This window comes from Enterovirga sp. GCM10030262, assembly GCF_042666435.1.
In the GTDB taxonomy this organism is placed as follows: Bacteria; Pseudomonadota; Alphaproteobacteria; order Sphingomonadales; family Sphingomonadaceae; genus Allosphingosinicella.
Genome location: NZ_JBHTDC010000001.1, coordinates 378,695 through 399,774, shown reverse-complemented (window position 1 = coordinate 399,774; position 21,080 = coordinate 378,695). Strand labels below are relative to the sequence as shown.

Sequence of the window (21,080 nt, the reverse complement as noted above, 5' to 3'; positions counted from 1 at the left end):
AGGGCGCGCGCTGGCCGGCGAGTTTTCGCCCGCCGGCGCTTTTGCGTTGGGCCGCTCGAGGGAAGGAAGACGGAATGTTCGACAGTCTGAGCGATCGCCTGAGCGGGGTGTTCGACCGCCTTCGCGGCCGCGGAGCGCTGAGCGAGGCCGACGTCCGCGCGGCGATGCGCGAGGTCCGGATCGCCCTGCTGGAAGCCGATGTCGCGCTCCCCGTCGTCCGCGAATTCGTCGACAAGGCGACCGAGCAGGCGGTCGGCCAGCAGGTTCTGAAATCGGTCACGCCCGGCCAGCAGGTCGTCAAGATCGTCCACGACGCCCTGGTCGAGATGCTCGGCGCCGATGCGTCCGACCTCGACCTCGAAGTCACGCCGCCGGCCGTTGTGATGATGGTCGGCCTTCAGGGGTCCGGCAAGACCACCACCACCGCCAAGATCGCCAGGCGCCTGACCGAAAAGGGCCGCAAGAGGGTGATGATGGCGTCGCTGGACGTCGCCCGCCCGGCCGCGCAGGAGCAGCTGGCGGTGCTCGGCACCCAGGCGAAGGTCGCGACGCTTCCGATCGTGCCCGGCCAGCAGCCCGTCGAGATCGCGCGCCGCGCGTTGCAGTCGGCCAAGCTGCAGGGCTTCGACGTCGTCCTGCTCGACACCGCTGGCCGCCTTCACGTCGATCAGGCGCTGATGGAGGAAATGAAGGCGGTCGCCGAGGTCTCGAGTCCCGCCGAAATCCTGCTCGTCGTGGACGCGCTGACCGGCCAGGACGCCGTCAACGTCGCCAAGAGCTTTTCCGAACAGGTCGACCTCACCGGCGTCGTCCTCACGCGTCTGGATGGCGACGCCCGCGGCGGCGCGGCGCTTTCGATGCGCGCCGTTACCGGCAAGCCGATCAAGTTCGCCGGCGTCGGGGAAGGCATCGACAAGCTCGAGTCCTTCCATCCCCAGCGCATCGCCGGTCGCATCCTTGGCATGGGCGACGTCGTCAGCCTGGTCGAGCGCGCCAGCGAGACGATCCAGGTCGAGGAGGCCGAAGCGCTCGCCCGGAAGATGGCGAAGGGCCAGTTCGATTTGAACGACCTTCGCAACCAGTTGATGCAGATGCAGCGCATGGGCGGGCTCGGCGCGCTGGCGGGAATGCTTCCGGGGATGAAGAAGATGGCCGGCGCGGCCCAGGCGGCGCAGGACGACAAGACGCTCCCGCGCCTCGATGCGATCATCGGCTCGATGACGCCCAGGGAGCGTTCGAAGCCGGAATTGTTGAACGCCAAGCGCAAGATACGCGTTGCCAAGGGATCCGGCACCACCGTTCAGGAGGTCAACCGGTTGCTGAAGATGCACCAGGAAATGGCCACGGCCATGAAGAAGATCAGGAAGATGGGCGGCCTCGGCAAGCTCGGCGCGCTGTTCGGCGGCGGCGGCGGGGGCGGCGGCCTTGGCGGAATGATGGGCGGGCTCGGCGGCGGCGCGGGAGCGCCCCCGACCGGCCTTCCCGGTCTTCCGGGGGGAAGCGGGGCGCAGCCCTTCAACCTTCCGCCCGGCTTCGACAAATTCATGAAGAAATGAGTGAAACCACCCCGTCATTCCAGCGAAAGCTGGAATCTCCCTTTCCCTTCTGGAGATGAAGAAGGGAGATCCCGGCCTTCGCCGGGATGACGGACTGAACTATCAAGAAAGGAAGAAACAAATGGCAGTTGCAATCCGTCTCGCCCGGGGTGGCGCGAAGAAGCGTCCTTATTACAAGATCGTCGTCACCGACTCGCGCAATTCGCGCGACGGCAAGTTCATCGAGCGCATCGGCAGCTACAATCCGCTGCTGCCCAGGGACAGCGAAGAGCGCGTGAAGCTCGACACCGAGCGCGCCAAACATTGGCTGTCCGTCGGCGCCAAGCCGTCGGATCGCGTCCATCGCTTCCTCGACGCCGCCGGCCTGCTGGAGCGCGCCGCGCGTTCCAACCCCAAGAAGGGCGAGCCGGGCGAGAAGGCCAAGGAGCGCGCCGAGGAGCGTGCCACCAAGGAAACCGAAGCCGCCGAGGCTGCCGCTGCCGCGGCCGCCGCTCCGGCTGAAGAGCCCGCCGCCGAGGAAGAGACGGTAGAGGTCGTCGCCGAGGCCGGGGAAGAGGCCACGCCGGTAGCCGAGGAGGCTCCCGCCGAGGCCGAAGCCGCTCCCGCCGAGGAAGCTGCCGCGGAAGAGGCCCCCGCCGCCCAGGCCGAAGCCGCTCCCGCCGCGGAAGAGGCCCCCGCCGCCGAGGCCGAAGCCGCCCCGGCCGACGAGGCCGCCAATGAGGGCGAGTCGACGTCCGAACCGGCCGAAGGCGCTCCCGAGGACGCTCCGGCCGAAGGTGCCGAAAAGGCGCAATAAGCCTTGGCCGACACCGTCACCCTCGCCGCCGTGATCGGTGCCCACGGCATCGGCGGCGAGGTACGGCTGAAGCTGTTCGCGCAAAGTGCCGAAAGCGTCGCGCGTCACAAAAGCATCCAGGTCGGCGACCGGACGCTGACCCTGAAATCCGTGAAGGCGGGCGGTGGCGCGCCCATCGCCCGCTTCGCGGAAATCACCGACCGGACCGCCGCCGAAGCCCTGCGCGGCCGGCTCGTGACCGTCTCCCGCGATGCCCTCCCGCCGCTGGAGGAGGGCGAATATTATCATGCCGACATGATCGGTCTTCCCTGCGAGAGCCGCGACGGCGCCGCGCTCGGCACGGTGGTGGCCATCGAGAATTTCGGCGCCGGCGATATCCTCGAGATCGAGAAGCCGGACGGTAAACGGTCCATGGTCCCATTCCGCGAGGGGATCGCCGACCTTGCGGAGGGCAGGATCGTCGTCGATCCGCTTTTCCTGGCCTAGCGAATCAGCGGCCGGCGCTTCGCGAGGTCGTTTCGGATCGTCGTCGCCGCGACCCCGCCTTCGCCCATTGCGTGGCTGATCTGGTCGAGCCCGATGACGACGTCTCCCGCCGCATAGAGTCCCGTCACGGAAGTCCGCTGGTGCGAGTCTACGAGGATGCAATCCGTCTCGTTCAGATCGGCGCCGACCATCTCGGCGAGATCGGAATGCGTGTCCGAGCCGAGCGCCGGATAGACGCTGTCGAAGACGTGGCGCCCCTCGGCCGTATCGACGACGATGCATTTGCCGTCGATCGCCACCGCCTGGCACGGCCCGTCCACCGCCTGGATGCCCAGCTCGGCAAGCTTCTCATAATCCTTCTGCCGCAGGCTCATCGCCGTGTCGGGTGCGATCAGCGTCACCTCCTTTGTGTAGCCGCGCAGGAAGATCGCCTCGGCAACGCCGTGGCTGTCGTCTCCGATCACGCCCACTTTCTTGTCTGTCACCTCGTAGCCGTCGCAGATCGGACAATAACGGATCAGACCGCGGGCGAGCGCTTCGTCGTGCAAAGCCTCGTCCATCGGCGGCCGTCGATTGCTGACCCCGGTCGCGATCAGGACCGCGCGGGCGGTCAGCCGGCCACCGCCCCAATGGGCCTCGAAGCCGCCGTCGGCCGGGTCGAGCCGCGTCACCCGTCCGTTTTCGATGGAGACGCCGTATTTCTGGGTTTGGGCCTTCATCCGCCGGATCAACTCCTCGCCCGATATGCCGTCGGGGAATCCCGAATGGTTGCGGGTGCAGGGAATGAGGCTCGCCCGGCTCTTTCCCGCGTCCAGCACCTTCACCCGGAGATGAAAGCGGGCGAGATAGATCGCCGCCGTGAGGCCGGCGGGCCCGCCGCCGATGACGAGGCAGTCGAAATTGGATTCGCTCATGCGGCGCATAGCGAAGGCCGCGCCGCCTTGTTCCCGCTATTGAATGGGAGGGGCCGTACATGTATATACATCTTGTATATACGGAGGCTTCGATGGCGAAGACGACCAGAACGTTCAAGTCGGGCAATTCGGTCGCCGTGCGGCTGCCGAAGGCGCTCGGCATCGAGGCGGGAACGGAAATGCGCGTGCGCGAGGAGCAGGGCAAATATGTGCTGGAACCCGTAGAGAAGCCGGACAGGATCGACCTGACGGGCATCTACGGCTCCTGTCCTTGGCTGAAGCCGCTCACTCCTGAAGAACGGATCATGGAGCCGCGCGAGCTGGACTGGGAAGGAAAGCTTCTGAAGCGTGACTGACCCGCTTTTTCTGCTCGACGCGAATATTTGCATCTATTTGATGGAGGGGGTTTCGCGGGAGGCGCGTGAGCGAGTTGAAGCTTGTCGTCCCGGCGAAGTAGTGACCTCCGCTATCGCTTACGGCGAAGTGATGCGCAAAGTGCCGGAAGGGAATCCGGTAAAGGTCGCTCAGGCGGAGGCGATTTTCAGGGTGGTGAATGTATTGCCGTTTGATGCCGCCGCAGCGCGAGCCTATGCTTTAATACCTTTCAAGCGAGGCACCTTCGATCGGTTGATCGCTGCCCATGCCAAAGCCCTCGATCTTACGTTCGTCACCAATAACGAACGGGACTTCGCCGATGTGTCGGGATTGAGGATTGAAAACTGGGCAAGGCCATGAGTTGGGCAGCAACCGTTCTGACGCTTTATCCGGAAATGTTTCCGGGCCCGCTCGGCCAGAGCCTCGCCGGCCGAGCACTGAGGGAGCGGACCTGGTCATTGGACACCGTTCAAATCCGCGATTTCGCGACCGACAGGCACCGTTCGGTCGACGATACGCCGGCCGGTGGCGGGGCGGGGATGGTGATGCGGGCGGACGTACTGGCGTGTGCGGTCGATCATGTGCTGGAGCGGCGGCCGGAGGCGCCGATGCTGGTGATGACGCCGCGCGGCAAGCCGCTCAGCCAGAGGTTGGTCCGCGACCTCGCCGCCGGACCTGGCGTCTCCATCCTCTGCGGCCGTTTCGAGGGGATCGACGAGCGATTGTTCGAAGCGCGACCGATCATCCCCGTCTCGATCGGCGACTATATCCTTTCGGGCGGCGAGACCGCGGCGATCGTCCTCCTCGACGCTTGCGTTCGGCTGCTCCCCGGGGTAATGGGCGCGCCGACGAGCGGTGAAGAGGAGAGCTTCGAAACGGGCCTTCTCGAATATCCTCATTATACCCGACCTCCAATGTGGGAAGGGCGCACGATCCCTGAAGTGCTGCGATCGGGGGATCATGCGAAGATCGCCGCCTGGCGAAAAGCCATGGCGGAGGCGGACACACGGTCACGGCGGCCGGACCTGATGGAGCGTCATGGGGACGCGCCCAGGCCATCGCCCTCTGGCGCGCGGCACGAAGACGAAGGCACCTAGAATGAACCTCATCCAGACCCTCGAGGCCGAGGCCATCGAGCAGTTCAAGTCGACCAAGTCGATCCCCGAATTCCGTCCCGGCGACACCGTCCGCGTCGGCGTCCGCGTCGTCGAAGGCGAGCGCACCCGCGTCCAGAATTACGAAGGCGTCTGCATCGCCCGCGCCAATCGCGGGCTCGGCAGCAGCTTCACCGTCCGCAAGATCTCGTTCGGCGAGGGCGTCGAGCGCGTCTTCCCGCTTTATTCGCCGAACATCGATTCGATCGAGGTGGTCCGCAAGGGCGCCGTCCGCCGCGCCAAGCTTTATTATCTGCGCGGCCGCACCGGCAAGTCCGCCCGCATCGCCGAGCGCCGCGACACGCGCGGCGACAAGCCGGCGGCCAAGACGGCTACGCCGCAGACGGAGAATGCCGAAGGCTGAGCCTCGGCGACAAGCTGATAGAATAGGGCGGTCCCGCCGGGGCCGCCCTTTTTCAATCGGCGCAGTGCGGGAAGGCGGCCCGATCGACGAGGCGCGTGTAGAGGTGCCAGGTCGCATAGCCGAGCCACGGCAGGACCACCGCCAGGCCGATGAACGCGGGAATGGACCCGAGCACGAGCAGCACCGCGACGATCATGCCCCAGCGCATCATGAGGCCGCTATTCTGCCCGAAAGCGGCGACCGACGTGGCGACGGCGGTGCTGGCGTCGACTTCGCAGTCGACCAGCATCGGCAGCGACACGACGCTGACCGCCAGCACCAATGCGGCGAAGCCGAGGCCGATCAGGTTGCCGGCAACGATCAACGCCCAGCCTTCCGGAGTGGTGAACAGCCGGGTGAGGAACGCGCCGATCGAATCGGGCGCGTTCATTCCCCACAAGGCCACGTAGAGGATGGCGGCGGCGGCGACCCACAGCATGAAGATGGTGACGAGAAGCGCCGCGACGACGCCGAGCCCGTCCGCCGACGGCCGCTTGCGCACGTCGAAGAAATGCGACCAGTCCGATTCCAGCCCGTCCTCGCGCCGCCGGGCAAGCTCGTAGAAGCCGATCGCCACGATGGGTCCGAGCAAAGATATGCCGGCGGCGATCGGGAAGAAGAGCGGCAGAAGCGTGCCGCCCAGGGTCACGGTGGCGGCGACGAGGCCGACCAGCGGATAGAGCAGCCCTATGAAGATCAGGTCGCCGCGCATCGCCATGAAATCCTGCCAGCCGTCGCGAAGCGAGATGCTGAGATCTTCGGACGTTATCTTGCGGACCGGGGCGGCGGACGGAGCAGAGACAGTGGGTAGGTGTTGAGCGACAGCCATCGACATCCTCCTTGCGGGACGGCGGCGGTCCGGTCTCTTCGGGCGGGCCGGTGTGCCGCCTCCCTCTCCCATAGCAGAGGCGCGGCGCCTTCGCGAGGCGCATGTGCCGATCGATTCCCGGCTTGGATAAAGACGTCCGCCGCACTAGATCGGCGGCCACAGGTCTGGAGAAGCGAAATGGGTTATCGGGTGGTCGTCGTCGGCGCGACCGGCAATGTCGGGCGCGAGATGCTGAACATCCTCGCCGAGCGCGAATTCCCCGCCGACGAAGTGGCGGCGGTGGCGAGCGCCCGGTCCACCGGCGACGAGATCGACTTCGGCGACAGCGGCAAGCTGCTGAAGGTGCGCAACATCGAGCATTTCGACTGGACGGGTTGGGACATGGCGCTGTTCGCCGCCGGCTCCGAAGTCTCGAAGGCCTATGCGCCGAAGGCGGCGGCGGCGGGCTGCACCGTCATCGACAACAGCTCCTACTACCGCATGGACCCGGACGTGCCGCTGATCGTGCCCGAGGTGAATGCGCACGCGATCGCCGGCTATGCGAAGAAGAACATCATCGCCAATCCCAATTGCTCGACCGCGCAGATGGTGGTGGCGCTGAAGCCGCTCCACGATTTCGCGACGATCAAACGGGTCGTGGTGGCGACCTATCAATCCGTTTCCGGCGCCGGCAAGCAGGGCATGGATGAATTGTTCGAGCAGAGCCGCAATATCTTCGTCGGCGACGCTAACGAACCGGTCAAGTTCACCAAGCAGATCGCGTTCAACGTCATCCCCCATATCGACGCCTTCCTCGACGACGGATCGACCAAGGAGGAATGGAAGATGGTGGTCGAGACCAAGAAGATTCTCGATCCCAGGATCAAGGTGACCGCGACCTGCGTTCGCGTCCCCGTCTTTGTCGGCCATTCGGAAGCGATCAACATCGAGTTCGAGAACGAGATTTCCGCGAAGGACGCCCGGCGCATCCTGCGCGAGTCGCCGGGCATCATGCTGGTCGACAAGCGCGAGGACGGCGGCTACGTCACGCCCGTCGAGGCCGTGGGCGAATATGCCACCTACGTCAGCCGCGTCCGCGAGGATCCAACGGTCGAGAACGGCTTGTCCTTGTGGTGCGTCTCCGACAATCTGAGGAAAGGCGCCGCCCTTAACGCGGTGCAGATCGCCGAATTGCTCGGCCGCAAGCACCTCCAGAAGGCGGCCTAACTTTCGTCAGGGGAGAGACGGCATGACGGAGATGACCGGGGGCTGCATGTGCGGTCGCATTCGCTACACGGCGGAGGTCCGGGACGACAAAGCCTATCTCTGCCATTGTCGGATGTGCCAGCGCGCCACCGGCGGCGTATCGATCGCCTATCGGAACATGAAACGAGCGGACGTCCGTTGGGAGCGCGAGCCGGAACATTATCATTCGTCGCCAATCGCCAAGCGCGGCTTCTGCGCGGAATGCGGCACCACGCTCACCTTCCAGTTTTCGGATGAGGAGAGCGAGAATATGGACCTCACCGTGGGCTCGTTCGACGATCCCTCGCGCTTTCGCCCGGTCCACCATTTCGGCGTCGAGAGCATGCACCGCGCCTGGATCAATACCGAGGGGCTGCCCGAATATCGCACCGACGAGCATCAGCCCCTGGTCGACCGCTGGATGAAGACAATTGGCAAGCTCCCCGGCTGACCTTCCGATCCGGCATTTCACCGCCCGCGACGGCACCCGCCTCGCATGGCGCGAGACGGGGCAGGGCCGGCCGCTCGTCCTGATCCATGGCTATTTCTCGAACGCGTTCGTCAACTGGATCCGCTACGGCCACGCCGCGACCATCGCCGCCGCCGGATTCCGGGTCATCATGCCCGACCTTCGCGCCCATGGCGACAGCGACAAGCCGCATGATCCCGCCGCCTATAAGCCGGATGTCCTCGCCGACGACGGTTTCGACCTCGTCGGGCATCTGGGCCTCACTGATTACGATTTGGCCGGCTATTCGCTCGGCGGCCGCACGGCCGTCCGGATGCTGGCGAGGGGCGCCAAGCCGCGGCGCGCGGTGCTGTGCGGCATGGGCCTCGACGGCATCCTCGATACGCAAGGGCGCGGCGGCTATTTCCGCCATGTCCTCACCCATCTCGGCAGCTTCCCGCGCGGCTCGTCCGAATGGATGACCGAAGCCTTTCTCAAGACGACTGGGGGCGATCCCGAAGCATTGCTGCTGATCCTCAATACCTTCGCGGACACGAACCGCGAGGCGCTGGCGGCGATTGACCTGCCCGTTTTGGTGGTGACGGGGGCGGAGGACGACGACAATGGCTCCGGCGCGGTGCTCGCGGACGCGATACCGGGGGCTCGCTATGTCGAAGTGCCCGGCAATCACATGAGCGCGGTGACCAAGCCGGACCTCGGACGCGCCATCGCGGATTTCCTTGCCGCTTGACCCGGGCACGCCCCGGCGTTCAAAGTGCCGGGCAATCCCAGAACCATGCCGAGGATGCTTCTTCATGAAAGCCAGTGTTTCCGCGCTCGCCGTCGCCGCCCTCCTGGTCGCCGGCACCACCGCCATCGCCCAGAGCCAAAGCGGTCAGCAGGCCCAGCCGGCGGCGAAACAGGCCCCTCCGACCGCCGCCGAGGCCGACGCGTTCGTCGCCAAGGCGGAAAAGGAGCTGTTCGATTTCTCGATCACCAATTCGCGGGCGCAATGGGTGAATTCGACCTACATCACCGACGACACTGACGCGCTGGCCGCCCATTTCGGCACCATCGGCACCGAAATGTCCGTCCGCCTCGCCAACGAGGCCGCCAGGTTCCAGAATGTCGAGGGCCTGAGCTACGACACCAACCGCAAGCTCAATTTCCTCCGCCAGGGCCTCGTCCTTCCGGCGCCGACCACGCCCGGCGCCGCGGCCGAGCTGAACGAGATCGCGACCCGTCTCCAGTCGACCTACGGCAAGGGCAAGGGCACGCTCAACGGCCAGCCGATCAGCGGCAGCGACATCGAAGCGGCCATGGGTACCAACCGCAATCCCGAGGAGCTCAAGGAGATGTGGGCGAGCTGGCATACCAATGTCGGTTCGCCGATGCGCGAGGATTATGTGCGCATGGTCGAGATCGCCAACCAGGGCGCGACGGAGCTGGGCTTCAAGGATGTCGGCGCCTTGTGGCGTTCCGGCTACGACATGGAGCCCGACGAATTCGCCGCCCTCACCGACAAGCTCTGGACGCAGGTGCAGCCGCTCTATGAGCAGATCCACTGCTTCACCCGGGCCGAATTGAACAAGGAATATGGCGACGAGGTGCAGGCCGCGAACGGCCCGATCCGCGCCGACCTGCTCGGCAATATGTGGGCGCAGGAATGGGGCAACATCTATCCCATCGTCGCGCCCGAGGGCGCCGGCGATATCGGCTACAACCTCACCGACCTGCTGGTCGCGAAGGATTATACGCCCGAGAAGATCGTCAAGACCGGCGAGGGCTTCTTCAGTTCATTGGGCTTCGCGCCGCTGCCCGCGACCTTCTGGGAACGCTCGATGATCACCAAGCCGGAGGATCGCGAGGTCGTGTGCCACGCCTCCGCCTGGAATGTCGACAATGTCGACGATCTGCGCATCAAGATGTGCACAAAGGTCAATGCCGACGATTTCACCACCGTCCATCACGAGCTTGGTCACAATTATTACCAGCGCGCCTATAACGATCAGCCTTATCTCTATTTGAACAGCGCCAATGACGGCTTCCACGAGGCGGTGGGCGACATGATCGCGCTCAGCGTGACGCCCGACTATCTCGTCCAGGTCGGCCTGCTCGACCAGGCGCAGGTGCCGGGCGAGGACAAGGATATCGGCCTGCTGCTGCGCCAGGCGATGGACAAGGTCGCCTTCCTGCCGTTCGGCCTGCTGGTCGACAAATGGCGCTGGGGCGTCTTCAACGGCACGATCGAGCCCGAAGGCTATAACGCGGCCTGGAACGACCTCCGCCTCCAATATCAGGGCATCGAGCCGCCGGTGGCGCGGAGCGAGGAGAATTTCGATCCGGGCGCCAAGTTCCACGTGCCGGGCAACACGCCCTACACGCGCTATTTCCTCGCCCGCATCCTCCAGTTCCAATTCTACAAGGCGGCGTGCGACCAGGCCGGCTGGACCGGCCCGCTCCACCGCTGCTCTTTCTACAACAACAAGGAAGTCGGCCAGAAACTGAACGCCATGCTGGCCATGGGCGCCTCCAGGCCCTGGCCCGATGCCCTCGAAGCCTTCACCGGCACCCGCGAGATGTCCGGTGAGGCGCTGCTCGAATATTTCCGCCCGCTCTCGGCTTGGCTGGAGCAGCAGAATAAGGGCCGGCAATGCGGCTGGAAGTAGGTCGGTAAATCGCTGATCGTTGTCATCCCCGCGCCGATGCGGTAGGAAGAAATCTGTTACATTTCTTCCTATTCTTTGAGGCCGGGCGATGGCTTTGAATATCAAGAGCGTGGCCGCCGAGCGCAAGGTGAGGCTGCTGGCGCGCGCCACGGGCGAGTCTATCAGCGAAGCAATCGAACGCGCCGCGGAGGAACGGCTTGCGCGGCTGCGCGTCGAACGGGGGGTGGACGCCAGGATCCGGCGCGTGAAAGCGCTGCTGGACTCCTTCGGTCCCGTTCCGGACGGGCCGAGCGTCAAGGAAATCGACGACTGGATGTACGACGAGCACGGGATTGCTCGTTGATCGTCGTCGATACTTCGGCGCTTGCGGCCATTATGCTGCGGGAAGAGGATAGCGACCGCTATATCGAGGCGATCGCCATGTCTGACGGCGCGATCATGTCGGCGGGCAATCTGCTCGAAATGCATCTCGTCGCCGCGCGGCGCGGAATTCCGGACCATCTCTCGAAGCTCGACCTCCTCGTGGCGGAACTCGCTCTTCGCATCGAGCCGTTCGGGACGGACCAACTCGCCGCGGCACGAGCCGCGTTCGACGCATATGGCAGGAGCCGGCACCCGGCCGGATTGAACTTCGGCGACTGCTTCGCCTACGCGCTCGCCAAGGCAACGAGCTATCCGCTCCTGTTCAAGGGTGACGATTTTTCGCGCACCGACGTGAGGAGGGCTCTCGAGTGACTTGCTTGAGGAGCGCAGGCGGTAAATCGCGGATACAGGTGGCATGGGGCAGGGGACGCTCCATCCCTGATATCAGCATGAAGGAGCCGTCATGAGAATGGCGATCATCGCCCTTGCGGCGTTCACGGCCACGGGCGCGGCGGCGGCGCCCGGCGTGGTCCCGCCCCAGTTCAACCCGCGCGCGCCCGAGAACAGCCAAGTTCTGGCCAGTTTCAACTATGGCGGCGTCGAGACCGTGCTGAACGGGATCGGCGCGCGGCACCAGAGGGCTGGGCAGGCGGGCAAGCCGGCCTTGCTCGTCACCTTCCCGAATAACCGCAAGGCGGTGCTCATATTCGGTTCGTGCAACGCCGACGCAAGCGCCTGCAAGGCGCTCAGCATCCAATCCTTTTGGACGAAGATCGCCAACGCGCCCCCGGAACGAACAGCCAAGGCGATCGAGCAGTTCAACCAGCGTTACTCGTTCGCCAAGGCCTTCCTGGCCGAAGATGGCCGCCCGGCATTGCAACGCTACCTGACCGCCGATTACGGCTATGTCCGGGGCAATCTCGCGGTGAACCTGCTGGTCTTCGCCAATCAGGCGGAGCGCTTCGCCCGCGAAGTGCTGGGGCCGCTCGAGACGGCGCGACCAAATTGACCGCTCCCCGGCGGAAGCCGGGGTCCAGCTGCTCCGTCCCGACTGGACCCCGGCTTCGCCGGGGAACACGACTTTCAGATGCGTGGTTCGGTCTCGACCGTGGGTTCCGCCGGAACCGCGGGCTCTTGCTCAGCCGGCGACGAATGGGCGAGGTCGCAGGCGGTGATCGCGTTGGCCATCACCGAATTGACTGGTCTTCCATCCTTGGTCGCATTGCGGCGGGCCAGGGCTCTGGTGCCGAGATAGGCGCCCGCCGTGGCCGCGATCGCACCGCCGACGAGCGCGGCCGTCGCCATCGGGCTCCATTGGGCGCCGCCGGCGACGCACTCCGCCGGCGTGTCGCCGGGACGGCTGGACTCTTCCGGAAAATGGCTGCCGGTCATGACGACCTCCTGAAACGCGCGTGCACGGATGGGGTCAATGCGGGGCCGGCCTTATGGTTGCGTCGTCGCGGCGAGGCGAGGGGAAGGCGGGGCGCCCTCCTTCCGACGCGACCTTCGGCTAGAGCCGTTCGAGCATGTAATCGGCGCTGCTGACGTTGAACGCGCCCGGCTCCTCGACGTTGAGCTGCTCGACGACGCCATCGTCTACGATCATCGAGAAACGCTGGCCGCGCGTCCCCATGCCGAATTTCGAGCCGTCCATCGTAAGCCCGAGAGCCTCCACGAATTCCCCATTGCCGTCCGCGAGCATCGTCACCTTGTCGTCGGCGCCGGCGCCCTTGCCCCAGGCGCCCATCACGAAGGCGTCGTTGACGGCGGTACAGGCGACCTCGTCGACGCCCTTGGCCTTCAGCTCGTCCGCCTTGTCGACGAAGCCGGGCAAGTGCCGCGCCGAGCAGGTCGGCGTAAAGGCGCCTGGCACCGAGAAGAGCGCGATCTTGCGGCCTGCGAAAAACTCTTCCGAATTGACCGGCTGCGGCCCGTCGGCGGTTGCCTTGATGAAAGTGGTCCCGGGAAGCTTGTCGCCGACACTGATGCTCATCGCCTGTACCTTTCGCTTTGGGGCTGTTCGATCGGCCGCGCTCTAGCAGGGGCCGAACCCCGCGCCTATAGGCAGGAAGACGATGGAAGAACCGAAATATCTCGTCGGCCAGTTCCTGCTGGCCATGCCGGGCATGAGCGACCCGCGCTTCGACAAGGCGGTGATCGCGATGTGCGTTCATGATGATGGCGGCGCGCTCGGCATCGGTCTCGGCCGGCTGATGCCGCGCATCGGCTTCCATTCGCTCCTGAAGCAGCTCGGCATCGCTCCGGGCGTCGCGCCCGACGCGGCCATCCATGTCGGCGGGCCGGTCGAGCCGCAGCGCGGCTTCATCCTCCATTCGCGCGACTGGGGCGGGCAGGGAAGCGTCGACGTCGCCGATCGGTGGGTGCTGACCGCGACGCTCGATATCCTGCGCGCCATCGCCGAAGGGCGCGGCCCGACCCGCTGGGTCGCCGCTTTGGGCTATGCCGGATGGGGCACCGGGCAGCTGGAGCAGGAAATGTGCGGCAACGGCTGGTTCACGACACCGGTCAATGACGAATTGCTCTACGATTGCGACGTCAATTCGCGCTGGTCCACCGCCTTCCGGAGCGCCGGCGTCGATCCGCGCCTGCTGACGGCGGATTTCGGCACGGCCTGAGTTCACATATAAAGATATCTTTATATTTGTAATTGAGCGCGGTTCCGGCTAGGGAGCCCGCGATCGCCGCTGGGATGCGGCCGTTCATACACCACCTCGAAGGAGCTCCTTGTGGCAACCCAGGCCCAGACCCGTTTTGACGATTATGTGATCGCCGACATCAACCTCGCCGGCTACGGCCGCAAGGAGATCGAGATCGCCGAGACCGAGATGCCGGGCCTGATGGCGCTGCGCGCCGAATTCGGCGAAACCAGGCCCCTGAAGGGCGCGCGCGTCACCGGCTCGCTCCACATGACCATCCAGACGGCGGTGCTGATCGAGACGCTGACCGCGCTCGGCGCCGAGGTTCGCTGGGCCTCGTGCAACATCTTCTCGACCCAGGACCACGCCGCCGCCGCCATCGCGGCGACCGGCGTGCCGGTGTTCGCCGTCAAGGGCGAGACGCTCGAGGAATATTGGGATTATGCCGCCCGCATCTTCGATTGGGGACAGGATGAAACCTGCAACATGATCCTCGACGATGGCGGCGACGCGACCATGTTCGCGCTGTGGGGCGCGCGGGTCGAGGCGGGGGAGGAGCTGTTCACCCCGACCAACGAGGAAGAAGAGATTTTCGCGGCGACGCTGAAGCGCTTCCTGAAGGAGCGTCCGGGTTATCTCACCAAGACCGTTCAGAATATCAAGGGCGTCTCGGAAGAGACGACCACCGGCGTCCACCGCCTCTATGAGTTGGCCAAGCAGGGCAAGCTCCCGTTCCCGGCGATCAACGTCAACGATTCGGTGACCAAGTCGAAGTTCGACAACCTCTACGGCTGCAAGGAGTCGCTGGTCGACGCCATCCGCCGCGCCACCGACGTCATGCTCGCCGGCAAGGTCGCCTGCGTCGCGGGCTTCGGCGATGTCGGCAAGGGCAGCGCCCAGAGCCTGCGCAACGGCGGCGCCCGCGTCCTCGTCACCGAAGTCGACCCGATCTGCGCGCTGCAGGCGGCGATGGAGGGCTTCGAGGTCATCACCATGGAAGAGGCCGTCACCCGCGCCGACATCTTCGTCACCGCGACCGGCAATGCCGACGTCATCACGCTCGATCACATGCGGGCGATGAAGAATATGGCGATCGTCTGCAACATCGGCCATTTCGACAGCGAGATCCAGATCGGCGCGCTCTCCAACCTCAAATGGACCGAGATCAAGCCGCAGGTCGACGAGGTCGAATTCGCCGACGGCAAGAAGATTATCGTCCTGTCCAAGGGCCGCCTGGTCAATCTCGGCAACGCCACCGGCCATCCGAGCTTCGTCATGTCGTCGAGCTTCACCAACCAGGTGCTGGCGCAGATCGAGATATGGGAAGGCGGCGACAAATATAAGAACGACGTCTACGTCCTGCCCAAGCATCTCGACGAGAAGGTCGCCGCGCTCCACCTCGACAAGCTCGGGGTGAAGCTCACCAAGCTGACCGACAAGCAGGCCGGCTATATCGGTGTCCCGGTCGAAGGGCCGTTCAAGCCGGACCATTACCGCTACTGATTCTTTCCGGTTCGGCGTATCATGACAGCCGTCGGCGCGCCCGCGCCGGCGGCTGTGGCTTTTTGGTGACGGTATTGGAAAATGGGCCGAATACCGGGAAACCCGCTGGTTTCCCTCGGAAGTTTGGCTGCTAACGCGGCGCCTTCCTTGAAGTTCGGTTCTTTTTTTGGAGTCATTGATGCGTCGTATGAAGTCGATCCGCCACGCCGCGGCGTCCGTTTCCCTGTTCGCCCTCGCGGTCACCGGCCTGCCGGGCCTCGCGCTGGCGCAGACCGCGTCGCCGGGCGAGACGGAGGACAATCTCCCTGAATCGACCGTCGCGCCCCAGGCGTCGGAAGAAGAGGGTGACGCCATCGTCGTCACCGGCTCGCGCATCAGGCGTCAGGAGTTCGAAGCGCCCAACCCGGTCATCTCCCTCGATTCCGAAACGTTGCAGGCCTCGGGCACGACCAACCTCACCGATTTCCTCACCGGCTATCCGGCTCTCGTCGGCTCCTCGACCTCGGCCGACAATTCGGGCAGCGGCGCGGGCATCGGCTTCACCGGCCTCAACCTGCTCAACCTGCGCAATCTCGGCACCGACCGTACCCTGGTCCTGGTCGACGGCCGTCGCCATGTCGCCGCGGTTCCCGGCTCGCAGGCGATCGACGTCAACACGATCCCGACCGATCTCGTCGAGCGGATCGAAGTCCTCACCGGCGGCGCCTCGGCGATCTACGGCGCGGACGGCGTCACCGGCGTCGTGAACTTCATCCTCAAGAAGGATTTCGAAGGCATCACCGCCCGCGCGCAGCAGGGCATTTCCGAACGTGGCGACGCCAGCCAGCGCTTCGTCACCGTCACCGCCGGCACCAATTTGCTGGACGACCGGGCCAACATCGCCATCGCCTACGAATATGGCAAGGACGATCGCCTCACCACGCGCGACCGGCGCCGGTTGACGGGCGAGAATCTCGTCGGCTTCTACCTCAACCCGGAGGATGGCGAGACCGGCGGCAACAATAATGACGGCATTCCCGACAACGTTCCGCTCAGCAACGTCCGCTATTTCGACACGAACCGCGAAGGTGGCATCGATCTCGATTTCGACGGCTTCCCCGATTATTTCGTCGGCCGCGACGGCAATCTGGTGCGCTACGATCCGGGCAGCTTCGTTCCCGATTTCTACCAGCAGGGCGGCAACGGCACGCTGGTTTCGGACTATGGCAACGATCTGCTGCCGAGCGTCGAGCGTCACGTCGTCAACGCGATCGGCCATGTCGAGATATCGCCGGCGTTCGAAGTGTTCGCCGAAGCCAAATATGCGAAGATCAAGTCCTTCTCGCTCGGTCAGCCGACCTTCGATTATTATCTGCTGATCCAGCCCGACAATCCGTTCATTCCGGAGGAGCTGCGCGATACCGTCGCGGCCAATGAGGGCGCGCTGCTCAACCGCGACAATTTCGACCTCGGTCAGCGCGGCGAGACGATCGACCGCGAGACCTATCGCGGCGTCCTCGGCTTCCGCGGCGACATTTCGGACGACCTCAATTACGAACTGTCCTACGTCTATGGTAAGTCGAAGATCCGTAACAATTACGTCAACGACATTTACGACGACCGCTTCTACGCGGCGCTCGATGCGGTCGTCGATCCGGCGACGGGCCAGATAACCTGCCGCGCCAATCTCGACCCCAACTGGCGCCCCGACCAGCCGTTCAATTATACGCGCGACATCTTCAACCCGACCACGTTCGGGCAGGGCGACTGCGTCCCGCTCAACCTGTTCGGTGAAGGCGTGGCGTCGCAGGCGGCGCTCGACTTCATCCGCGTGGACACCCAGGACCGCTCATCGATCGAGCAGCATGTCGTGAGCGGTGTGCTGAGCGGCGATCTCGGCAGCCTGTTCACGCTGCCGGGCGGTGACGTCGGGTTCGCGGTGGGCGCCGAATATCGGAAGGAAAAGAGCCGGTTCACCCCCGACCCGATCGCCGCGCGGGGCCTCACCTTCACCAACGCGCTTGCCGTCGACGAAGGCAGGTTCAACGTGAAGGAAGTCTTCGGCGAGCTTCGCATCCCCATCCTGGCCGACCGGCCGTTCGCCCACCGGCTGGAGATCGGCGGCGCCGCGCGCTATTCCGATTATTCGACCATCGGCAGCACGACGACCTGGAAGGTCGACGGCAGCTACGCGCCGGTCCGCGACATCACCTTCAATGGCACCTATTCGAAGGCGGTTCGCGCCCCGAACATCGGCGAGCTGTTCGCGGGTCAGTCACAGACCTTCGAATTCATCACCGATCCGTGCAACTTCAACCAGATCCAGAACGGCAGCGCGTTCAGGGCCGAGAACTGCCAGGCCCTGCTGACCTCGCTCGGCGTCGACGATCCCTCGAGCTTTCGCGACGAGCGGTCGTCCAACATTCCGGGCTTCCAGGGCGGCAATCCCGACCTCAGCGAGGAGGAGGCGACGACCTGGACCGCGGGCGCCGTCCTGCAGCCGCGCTTCGTTCCCGGCCTCACCGTCCGGGCCGACTGGTATGATATCGAGCTCAAGAATGCGGTGAACTTCGTCGAGCCCGAGCAGCTTGCCGAGCTCTGCGTCGACCAGGCGAGCCTCGACAATTCGTTCTGCGACTCCATCGACCGTCAGAATGGCGGAGAAAATGCGGGCATCATCACGGGATTCCGCGTCGGCCCGCAGAATGTCGCCCGGTTCGCCACGGCGGGTCTGGATGTGAACGTCAATTATCGCCTCCGCACGGACAGCCTCGGCACGTTCAACCTCAACCTGCTCGGCAATTACCTGGACAAGCTGGAGTTCATCGGCACGCCCGGCGCGCCCGTCACCGACTCCCGCGGCGAGGCCTTCGCTCCCAAATATCAGGTGAACTTCGATCTCACCTGGCAGAAGGGGCCGGTCACGCTCAACTACGGCCTCTCCTGGTTCGACAAGACATTGCGCTTCACCAACCAGGAAACCGAAGGGAATCCGGACATCGTGGCGCCGGAATATCTCTACTATAAGGAGCGTTGGACGCATGACCTTTATGGAAGCATCGACGTGAACGACGACTTCCAGTTCTACGGCGGCGTCAACAACATCTTCGGCGAGAAGCCGGACATCGGGGCGAACACCTATCCGGTGAGTTCGGTGGGGCGCTTCTTCTACGCCGGCGCGCGCGTGAAGATCCCGAGCTTCTAAGCGCTTTGGCCAAGACACACCGAAAGGCCCGGACCCCAGGTCCGGGCCTTTTTGGTATCGGCTTCGGGAAGGCTTTCGCTATCGCCCGGTGCCGTCTAGACAATCGTCATGCATCCCGGCTTCTCCTGCTGCGGCGATCGGCGCCGGACCCTGGGTGAATGATCGAGCTTTCGCGCAACGCCGTCGCTCTCATCGCTGTGGTCTGCGGCGCCTGGCTCTGCCTCGGCATGGCGATGACGATACGCGCGGCCCGGCGCGGCCGGGAGGCGGCTGCCGGGCGCGAGGGCGCGCTCCGGGCCGAAGCCCTGCTCGGGAGCGGACCGGCCATGCCGTTGCTGGTACTGGCGGATGGGCGGATCGAGGGCGGGCATCGCCTCTCCGGCGCGCTGGGGCTTTCGGGCGAACCGCAGGACATCGCCGCCCTCTCCGCCGAGGATGCGGGGCTCGCCGCAGAGGACGCCGCGCTCCTTTCCGAGCGGGTGGCGATGGCGGCCGCGTCGGGCGGGAGCTTTTCAATGGCCGTCCGCGCTGCGGGATCGGCGCGTGTCCACCGAGTCCATGGTTCGCCCGCGCCGCACCCTTATCCCCCTTCCAGCGTCATCCTCTGGTTCATCGACGCCACCGAAAGCGAGGAACAGATGGCGGCGCTGCGGGGCGAGGTCGGCAGCCTCGCCACCGCGATCGAGGCGCTGTCGGCGCTCATCGAGGCGGCGCCCTTTCCGATGTGGCATCGCGGCCCTGATTTGAGGCTCGCCATGGTCAACAGCGCCTATGTCGCCGCCGTCGAGGCCGAGGACGCGATGACGGTCGTCGAGGCCGGCATCGAGCTGGTCGACGAGAGCGAGGAGCGCAGCCCGTTGAGCCAGGCAGCGGCGGTGCGCGAGACAGGGGAAGCGATCGCCCGCACCGTTCCCGCCACCATCGCCGGCGAGCGCCGGATGATGCGGGTGGTCGAGGTGCCCATGGGCGCGACCGGCGTCGCCGGCTACGCGATCGACGTCGAGGACCGGGAGCAGGCCCGCGCCGACCTCTCCCGTTTCGTGCGCGCGCAGCGGGACATGCTCGACCGCCTCTCCGCGGGCGTCGCCCAGTTCGGCCGGGACCGGAGCCTCATCTTCTTCAATCAACCTTTCGCGCGTTTGTTCTCGCTCAAGGCCGATTTCCTCGGCGACCGGCCGGAATTCGACCGGGTCATCGATTCCATGCGTGAAAGCGGAAACCTGCCCGAGGTGCGCGACTTCCCCGACTGGAAGGAAACTCGGCGCAGCTGGTTCACGGCGGGCCTCGCCGCCGACGAGGAGGATTGGCTGCTGCCGGGCGGCAAGCATCTGCGGGTCGTCGCCCAGCCGCTTCCGGACGGCGGCCTGCTGCTGATCTTCGAGGACCGGACCGAGCAGATCCAGCTCGCCAGCGCGCGCGACACCCTGCTTCGCGTCCGCACAGCGACCTTCGACAATCTGTTCGAGGCTATCGGCGTCTTCGCCTCCGACGGCCGCCTCCATCTGTGGAACAATCGTTTCCGCGAGCTGTGGCAGTTCGAGGAGGAGCAGCTCGCCGCCCATCCGCGCGTCGACGCGATGACTCCGCATCTGGCGAGGAAGCTCAAGAATCCGAACCATGCCGGCCTGGTGCGCGAGCTGGTCCGCAGCGCCACCGTCGAGCGCAAGCAGAGGAGCGGCCGGGTGTCGCTGATCGACGGCCGCGATTTCGAGTTCGCCGCCGTGCCGCTTCCCGACGGCAACGCGCTCTTCACCATGCTGGACGTCACCGACAGCCGGAAGATCGAAACGGCGCTGAGGGAGCGCAACGACGCGCTGGAGGATGCGGATCGCCTGAAGACCGCTTTCGTTTCGAACATGAGCTATGAGCTGAGGACTCCACTCACCTCCATTTCCGGTTTCGCCGAGATGCTGGCCAACGGCTATGCCGGCGAGCTGGCGCCCGCCGCCACCGAATATGTCTTCGCGATCATCGAATCGGTCGGCCGCCTGGGTGCGCTGATCGACGACGTGCTCGATCTGACCCAGAGCGACAGCGGCAGCCTGCTGCTGGCCGAGGAACAGGTCGATCTCGCGATTTTGTGCGGGGAAGCGGCCGAAGCCATCCGGGAGGCCGCCGGCGGGAAATCCATCGACCTCGCCCTCGACATCGATGCTTCGGTCGGTGCGGTTGTCGGCGACCGCAGCCGGCTGCACCAGGCGCTGGACAATGTCCTGAAGAATGCGGTCGCCTATACGGGTGAGGGGGGGCGCATCCTGCTCCATGCCCGTGGCGACACCGGGGAAGCCGAGATCGCGGTCTCCGACAATGGCAAGGGCATCGCCGCGGCGGACCGCGCCCGCGTGTTCGACCGTTTCCAGCGCACGCTCGCGCCGCGCACCGGCGAAGAGGCGGCGCTCGGCCTCGGCCTGCCGCTCGCTCGCCAGTTTATCGAGGCGCATGGTGGCCGGATCGAGCTCAAATCCGAGGTAGGAATCGGCACTACCGTCACGCTCCGCCTGCCGCGCGCGGAATAAACC

The 21,080-nt window shown here is 65.3% G+C and carries 21 protein-coding genes and 1 pseudogene; 18 read left to right on the top strand and 4 right to left on the bottom strand.

What is annotated here, in order from left to right; genetic code table 11:
• The first annotated feature begins 74 nt into the window (after window positions 1-74).
• The 3 genes and pseudogenes from ffh (at window position 75) to rimM (ending at window position 2,838) form a co-directional block, all read left to right on the top strand.
• Window positions 75-1,556, top strand: coding sequence for a signal recognition particle protein (gene ffh / locus ACFQRC_RS01895; RefSeq protein ID WP_379957182.1), 1,482 nt, complete (start codon window positions 75-77; stop codon window positions 1,554-1,556).
• 121 nt (window positions 1,557-1,677) lie between these two features.
• Window positions 1,678-2,079: pseudogene (gene rpsP, locus ACFQRC_RS01890) on the top strand (30S ribosomal protein S16); the annotation flags it as partial.
• Between the two features lie 276 nt (window positions 2,080-2,355).
• The gene (rimM, locus tag ACFQRC_RS01885) at window positions 2,356-2,838 is read left to right on the top strand and encodes a ribosome maturation factor RimM (protein WP_379957180.1); all 483 of its coding nucleotides are present in this window, start codon (window positions 2,356-2,358) and stop codon (window positions 2,836-2,838) included.
• On the opposite strand, the gene ACFQRC_RS01880 is transcribed toward rimM, so the two are convergent.
• The gene (locus tag ACFQRC_RS01880; RefSeq protein WP_379957178.1) at window positions 2,835-3,752 is read right to left on the bottom strand and encodes an NAD(P)/FAD-dependent oxidoreductase; all 918 of its coding nucleotides are present in this window, start codon (window positions 3,750-3,752) and stop codon (window positions 2,835-2,837) included. The genes rimM and ACFQRC_RS01880 overlap by 4 nt on opposite strands.
• A gap of 92 nt (window positions 3,753-3,844) precedes the next feature.
• Here ACFQRC_RS01880 and ACFQRC_RS01875 point away from each other — a divergent pair, with 92 nt between their 5' ends.
• The 4 genes from ACFQRC_RS01875 to rplS are packed head-to-tail and all read left to right on the top strand — an operon-like array spanning window position 3,845 to window position 5,645.
• On the top strand, window positions 3,845-4,108 hold the full coding sequence (locus ACFQRC_RS01875) for an AbrB/MazE/SpoVT family DNA-binding domain-containing protein (RefSeq protein ID WP_379957176.1): 264 nt from the start codon (window positions 3,845-3,847) through the stop codon (window positions 4,106-4,108).
• Window positions 4,101-4,487, top strand: coding sequence for a type II toxin-antitoxin system VapC family toxin (locus ACFQRC_RS01870; RefSeq protein WP_379957174.1), 387 nt, complete (start codon window positions 4,101-4,103; stop codon window positions 4,485-4,487). Before ACFQRC_RS01875 ends, ACFQRC_RS01870 begins: the two co-directional genes overlap by 8 nt.
• A complete protein-coding gene (gene trmD / locus ACFQRC_RS01865; protein WP_379957172.1) occupies window positions 4,484-5,224 on the top strand; it encodes a tRNA (guanosine(37)-N1)-methyltransferase TrmD in 741 nt (246 codons plus the stop codon). Before ACFQRC_RS01870 ends, trmD begins: the two co-directional genes overlap by 4 nt.
• 1 nt (window position 5,225) lies before the next feature.
• Window positions 5,226-5,645 (top strand): 50S ribosomal protein L19, encoded by a 420-nt coding sequence (gene rplS, locus ACFQRC_RS01860; protein ID WP_379957170.1) that lies wholly within the window; start codon window positions 5,226-5,228, stop codon window positions 5,643-5,645.
• 52 nt (window positions 5,646-5,697) lie between these two features.
• Here rplS and ACFQRC_RS01855 read toward each other — a convergent pair whose 3' ends face one another.
• Window positions 5,698-6,513, bottom strand: coding sequence for a DUF2189 domain-containing protein (locus ACFQRC_RS01855; protein WP_379957168.1), 816 nt, complete (start codon window positions 6,511-6,513; stop codon window positions 5,698-5,700).
• 177 nt (window positions 6,514-6,690) lie between these two features.
• Between ACFQRC_RS01855 and ACFQRC_RS01850 the strand changes: the two genes are divergently transcribed.
• The 7 genes from ACFQRC_RS01850 (at window position 6,691) to ACFQRC_RS01820 (ending at window position 12,226) form a co-directional block, all read left to right on the top strand.
• Window positions 6,691-7,719 (top strand): aspartate-semialdehyde dehydrogenase, encoded by a 1,029-nt coding sequence (locus ACFQRC_RS01850; protein ID WP_379957166.1) that lies wholly within the window; start codon window positions 6,691-6,693, stop codon window positions 7,717-7,719.
• Window positions 7,720-7,741: 22 nt separating this feature from the next.
• A complete protein-coding gene (locus ACFQRC_RS01845; protein WP_379957164.1) occupies window positions 7,742-8,188 on the top strand; it encodes a GFA family protein in 447 nt (148 codons plus the stop codon).
• Window positions 8,169-8,936 (top strand): alpha/beta fold hydrolase, encoded by a 768-nt coding sequence (locus ACFQRC_RS01840; RefSeq protein ID WP_379957162.1) that lies wholly within the window; start codon window positions 8,169-8,171, stop codon window positions 8,934-8,936. The genes ACFQRC_RS01845 and ACFQRC_RS01840 overlap by 20 nt, the downstream gene beginning before the upstream one ends.
• Before the next feature lie 64 nt (window positions 8,937-9,000).
• Window positions 9,001-10,854 carry a M2 family metallopeptidase gene (locus ACFQRC_RS01835; RefSeq protein WP_379957159.1) on the top strand — a complete coding sequence of 618 codons (1,854 nt, stop codon included), beginning with the start codon at window positions 9,001-9,003 and terminating at the stop codon, window positions 10,852-10,854.
• A gap of 88 nt (window positions 10,855-10,942) precedes the next feature.
• Entirely contained in the window at window positions 10,943-11,197 is a 255-nt protein-coding gene (locus tag ACFQRC_RS01830) for a type II toxin-antitoxin system VapB family antitoxin (protein WP_379957157.1), read from the top strand.
• A complete protein-coding gene (locus ACFQRC_RS01825) occupies window positions 11,194-11,589 on the top strand; it encodes a type II toxin-antitoxin system VapC family toxin (RefSeq protein ID WP_379957155.1) in 396 nt (131 codons plus the stop codon). The genes ACFQRC_RS01830 and ACFQRC_RS01825 overlap by 4 nt, the downstream gene beginning before the upstream one ends.
• Before the next feature lie 91 nt (window positions 11,590-11,680).
• A complete protein-coding gene (locus tag ACFQRC_RS01820; RefSeq protein WP_379957153.1) occupies window positions 11,681-12,226 on the top strand; it encodes a YbjN domain-containing protein in 546 nt (181 codons plus the stop codon).
• A 74-nt stretch (window positions 12,227-12,300) separates the two neighbouring features.
• Here the strand turns inward: ACFQRC_RS01820 and ACFQRC_RS01815 are convergent, their stop codons facing one another.
• Together ACFQRC_RS01815 and ACFQRC_RS01810 are read right to left on the bottom strand one after the other, a co-directional pair.
• A complete protein-coding gene (locus ACFQRC_RS01815) occupies window positions 12,301-12,609 on the bottom strand; it encodes a hypothetical protein (protein WP_379957151.1) in 309 nt (102 codons plus the stop codon).
• A 118-nt stretch (window positions 12,610-12,727) separates the two neighbouring features.
• Window positions 12,728-13,210: a peroxiredoxin gene (locus ACFQRC_RS01810; protein WP_379957149.1), complete on the bottom strand. Its 483-nt coding sequence runs from the start codon at window positions 13,208-13,210 to the stop codon at window positions 12,728-12,730.
• Window positions 13,211-13,292: 82 nt separating this feature from the next.
• Here ACFQRC_RS01810 and ACFQRC_RS01805 point away from each other — a divergent pair, with 82 nt between their 5' ends.
• The 4 genes from ACFQRC_RS01805 (at window position 13,293) to ACFQRC_RS01790 (ending at window position 21,077) form a co-directional block, all read left to right on the top strand.
• Window positions 13,293-13,853, top strand: a complete 561-nt coding sequence (locus tag ACFQRC_RS01805; protein ID WP_379957147.1) for a YqgE/AlgH family protein — start codon at window positions 13,293-13,295, stop codon at window positions 13,851-13,853.
• Window positions 13,854-13,964: 111 nt separating this feature from the next.
• Complete coding sequence (ahcY, locus tag ACFQRC_RS01800) at window positions 13,965-15,377, top strand: adenosylhomocysteinase (protein ID WP_379957145.1); 1,413 nt, start codon at window positions 13,965-13,967, stop codon at window positions 15,375-15,377.
• Between the two features lie 178 nt (window positions 15,378-15,555).
• Window positions 15,556-18,561 (top strand): TonB-dependent receptor plug domain-containing protein, encoded by a 3,006-nt coding sequence (locus tag ACFQRC_RS01795; RefSeq protein WP_379957143.1) that lies wholly within the window; start codon window positions 15,556-15,558, stop codon window positions 18,559-18,561.
• 158 nt (window positions 18,562-18,719) lie between these two features.
• Window positions 18,720-21,077, top strand: a complete 2,358-nt coding sequence (locus tag ACFQRC_RS01790) for a PAS-domain containing protein (protein ID WP_379957141.1) — start codon at window positions 18,720-18,722, stop codon at window positions 21,075-21,077.
• Window positions 21,078-21,080 lie beyond the last annotated feature (3 nt).